At 62.8% G+C, this 454-nt stretch carries 1 pseudogene; it reads left to right on the top strand.

Annotated elements, in window-relative coordinates:
* Positions 1-448 (top strand): annotated as a pseudogene (locus ALO43_RS24145) (phage tail sheath subtilisin-like domain-containing protein); the annotation flags it as partial.
* Positions 449-454: the final 6 nt, after the last annotated feature.

Below are 454 nucleotides of genomic sequence, written 5' to 3'. Positions count from 1 at the left end.
GGACCCCACCGGCGAAGTCTGGTGCCTGCCGCTGCTCAATACCGAAGGCGCCAAGGCCGGCGCGAAAGTCACCCTCAGCGGGGCGGCGACCGAAGCCGGTTTGCTGAATCTGTATGTCGGCGGCATGCGAGTGCAGGCCACTGTCGTTAACGGCGCAACCGCTGCCCAGGCGGCCACGGCACTGTCGGTGAAAATCAACGCCACACTTGATCTGCCGATCACCGCGGCTGTCGAAGCGGGTGTGCTGACCCTTTCCTGCAAATGGAGCGGGGCAAGCGGCAATGACATCCAGCTGGAATTCAATCGCCAGGGCAAGACCAATGGCGAAGTCATTCCTGCCGGCCTGACGGCGGCAGTCACCGCCATGACTGGTGGCGTAGGTACGCCTGATCAGCTCAAGGCACTGGCTGCGCTGGGCTATGAACCGTTCGAGTTCATCTGCATGCCCTAGACC

The sequence above is a fragment of the Pseudomonas tremae genome (genome assembly GCF_001401155.1).
GTDB lineage: Bacteria > Pseudomonadota > Gammaproteobacteria > Pseudomonadales > Pseudomonadaceae > Aquipseudomonas > Aquipseudomonas tremae.
The sequence above is the reverse complement of the archived record's forward strand: the minus strand, read 5'-3'. Positions and strand labels throughout refer to the sequence as shown.